This window comes from Rhizobacter sp. P3_C12, assembly GCF_056402735.1.
This window is the reverse complement of record NZ_JBFUGW010000422.1, coordinates 1-3,790: the sequence shown is the minus strand read 5'-3', so window position 1 is coordinate 3,790 and position 3,790 is coordinate 1. Positions and strand designations below refer to the sequence as shown.

Sequence of the window (3,790 nt, the reverse complement as noted above, 5' to 3'; positions counted from 1 at the left end):
AGAACGGGGCGCGCATGTACAGCCTGTTCGCGCTGGCCAACCTCATGATCGCCAAGAGGCCGCTGCTCAGGCCTGCAGGGGTCAGTGCGCCCTGAAGGTTAAGACGAGCTCGCCAATCATTCGAAATCCACGCAAACGTGCGCTCGCCGCGGTGCAATGCATTCGCAGAGAAGCTGTCGGCTCCAGACATTGAATTGATCAGCTCATCCCTAGGGGGAATGACAGGCCGGCAACGCGGTAGTTCTGTCGGCAGTCGATGGGCATGGTGTGTGATACTGAATAGGCGGAGTGAACGGCCTTTGAGCACAAGCCCGGCGGCGTTGCATCCTGCTCTGTGCGGATGTCGCATCGGCCTCGTCGTGCGATCGTGTTGGGTCGCCGCGAGGCGACGGCTGGATTGCGCACAGGATGAGCGGCGGTGTGGGCTTGCAGCGATTCTTCTTCGCCGGGTTCAATTGCTGCGGCGCGATCAGATGGCGTGCGGCACGATGGGGCCAGCGCTCGGCGGCGTTTCGAACAAGCGCACCGTCACCGCCGAAGAGATGAAGGGGAGGAGTGCAGGATGATCACGAGCGGTTCGCAGTGGCATCGTTGGGACCCGCACATCCACGGGCCTGGCACCGTGCTGAACGACCAGTTTGGCGGCGACGATCCGTGGGCGGCGTATTTGCAAGCCATCGAGTCGTGCACGCCTCGCATCGAAGCGCTCGGCATCACCGACTACTACACCACCAACACCTACCAAGAGGTGCGCCGCCACAGGGAACAAGGGCGTCTGCCGGGCGTGAAGCTCCTGTTCCCGAACATCGAGCTTCGCCTCGACGTGGCTGCCAAGACCGGGTTCGTCAATCTCCATCTCCTCGCGAGTCCTGAAGATCCAGACCACGTGGAAGAGATCAAGCGCTTCCTGTCGCGTCTGCATTTCGGGGCGCACAGTGACCGCTACGACTGTACCGAAGTCGATCTGATCCGGCTGGGCAAGGTGTCCGATACATCGATCAAGGACGATCGCAAGGCGCTGGCATACGGTGCCACGCAGTTCAGGGTCAGCTTCGACGGGCTGCGCAACGCATTCAAGGAGAGCGCTTGGGCGAGAGACAACATCCTGATTGCGGTCGCAGGCGCGAAGGGCGACGGCACCTCGGGACTGCAGCAAGCTTCAGACAAAACGATCCGTCAGGAGATCGAAAAGTTCTCGCACATCATCTTCGCGGGCAGTCCGGCGCAGCGTGAGTTCTGGCTGGGCCTGAAGGACGTCACCGCTGAGCAGTTGCAGCATCGGTACGACGGCTGCAAGCCTTGCATCAACGGCTGCGATGCGCACGATCTTGCGACCGTCGGACGGCCTGCCGAGGACCGGTACACCTGGGTCAAAGGCGCCCTGACTTTCGATGCGCTGCGCCAGGCCTGCATCGATCCGCACGGYCGCGCCTGGGTCGGCAGCGAACCGCCCAAGGGGGCGATGCCTTCGCAGGTGATCTCGCAGGTCCGCTTCGATGACGCGTCGTGGATCACAACCAACGACATACCGTTGAACGCTGGGCTCGTCGCGATCATCGGCGCGCGCGGGTCGGGCAAGACCGCGCTGGCCGACGTGATCGCGGCCGGGTGCGGTGCGATATCGGAGAGCGCGTGGAATGAGGACGAGAACATCAGCCCATCGTTCCTCGTCCGGGCGCGTCCGCTGATCGGCGATGCACGCGCGGCATTGTCTTGGGGCGGAGGCGGTGATCCGTCGGTCTGCTGGCTCGACGGTAGGGACGCCGACGACCTTGCATATCCGCGTGCGCGATATCTGTCGCAACAGTTCGTCGAGGAGCTGTGTTCTTCCAAGGGGGCCTCGGAAGGGCTTGTACGCGAGATCGAACGAGTCATCTTCGAGGCGTACACGCAGGACGGCCAGGAGGGCGCCTACAGCTTCGAAGAGCTTCGCGATCAGCGGACGGTGCGCTATCAGCAGGCTCGCCGGCTGGAGGGGGAGGCTATCGTGGCGACCTCGGATCGCATCGCCGTGGAACTTGAGAACGAAGCGCTCGTCGAGGCCCTGGCCGGACAGGTGGCTGCGAAGGACAAGCTGATCAAGGGCTACACCGCGGACCAGTCCAAGCTCGCGATCAAGAAGGGCACCGAAGCACAGGTTCAGCGTCACACGGCACTGGCCGAAGCCGTCCTTTCCCTGAGTGCCCGGGTCAACGCCCTTGGCGCGCAGCGCCGGACATTCGTTGCGATGCAAGACGAGGTGAACAACACGCGCAACGCCAAGTCGCCCGAAATGCTGCGCGACGTGATGTCCAGGCACCATGGTAGCGGACTGGATGCAAAGCAGTGGGACGACTTTTTGCTGGTCTACAAGGGCAACGTCGACTCGGCCTTGACCGGCTACATCACCTGGGGGGACAGGGAGATCGCCAAGATCAACGGGACCGTGCCACTGCCCGGCGATCCCAAGGTCCCGCTGATTCCTTTGGATGCAGACCTCAAGCAGTCGACAATAGCGCTGCTGCGGGCCGAGATGGCGAGGCTGGAACTGTCCATCAGCGCCGACAAGGTGGTGCAGAACCAGTATGCGGCGTTGTCCAAGAAGATCACGGCCGAGAAGGCCGCGCTGCAGACACTGAAGACCCGGCTGGACAACGCGAAGGGCGCGTTCGATCGTCGCAAGGCGCTGCAGCGTGAGCGCGACGAGGCGTATGGACGTCTGTTTGCCGCGGTGATCAACGAACAGGAGGCGTTGATCGAGTTGTATGCGCCGCTGATGCAACGGCTCGATGCGATGAGCGGAACGCTGAAGCGACTCAGCGTCAAGGTCAGGCGTATCGCCGATGTCGCCCGCTGGGCCGCCGAAGGCGAGGAAGAGTTGATCGATCGCCGCAAGGCCGGCTCGTTCTACGGGATCGGTGCGCTGGAGAAGATCGCACGCGCGGAACTTCAGCCGACGTGGGAGACCGGTTCCGCACGAGACATCGAAGGCGCGATGTCCGCCTTCATCGCGGCGCACTACAAGGAGCTGCTCGCGCACGCGCCGTACGCGCCGGCCGAACAGGAGGCGTTCCGGCATTGGCTGAAGCGGTTCGCGCAGTGGCTGTTTAGCACCGACCACATTGCTGTCCAGTACGAAATCCTCTACGACGGGATCGATATCCGCAAACTCTCACCGGGAACTCGAGGCATCGTCCTGCTGCTGCTCTATCTCGCGCTCGATGACTCCGACGACCGCCCGCTGATCATCGACCAGCCCGAAGAGAACCTTGATCCGAAATCGGTGTTCGACGAACTGGTCACGTTGTTCGTCGAAGCGAAGGCCAAGCGCCAGGTGATCATGGTCACGCACAACGCGAACTTGGTCATCAATACCGATGCCGATCAGATCATCGTGGCGAACGCGAGCCCTGCAGCGGACGGCGGCTTGCCGTCCTTCAGCTACGTCGCCGGCGGGTTGGAAGATGCCGGTATCCGTAAGGTCGTGTGCGACATCCTCGAAGGCGGCGAGAAGGCGTTCACCGAACGGGCGCGTCGCCTGCGGGTGAAACTGCTGCGCTAAGGATGAGCTGATCAATTCAATGTCTGGAGCCGACAGCTTCTCTGCGAATGCATTGCACCGCGGCGAGCGCACGTTTGCGTGGATTTCGAATGATTGGCGAGCTCGTCTTAACCTTCAGGGCGCACTGACCCCTGCAGGCCTGAGCAGCGGCCTCTTGGCGATCATGAGGTTGGCCAGCGCGAACAGGCTGTACATGCGCGCCCCGTTCTTGGCCAGCCCGCGATAGCTGACCTTCTTGTGGCCGAACAG

1 protein-coding gene and 1 pseudogene are annotated in these 3,790 nt (G+C 62.6%); one reads left to right on the top strand and one right to left on the bottom strand.

Annotated elements, in window-relative coordinates; all coding sequences use genetic code 11:
* Window positions 1-562: 562 nt before the first annotated feature.
* Window positions 563-3,541 (top strand): TrlF family AAA-like ATPase, encoded by a 2,979-nt coding sequence (locus tag AC1DXV_RS32420; RefSeq protein WP_477871059.1) that lies wholly within the window; start codon window positions 563-565, stop codon window positions 3,539-3,541.
* Between the two features lie 114 nt (window positions 3,542-3,655).
* On the opposite strand, the pseudogene AC1DXV_RS32415 reads toward AC1DXV_RS32420, so the two are convergent.
* Window positions 3,656-3,790: pseudogene (locus tag AC1DXV_RS32415) on the bottom strand (IS5/IS1182 family transposase); the annotation flags it as partial.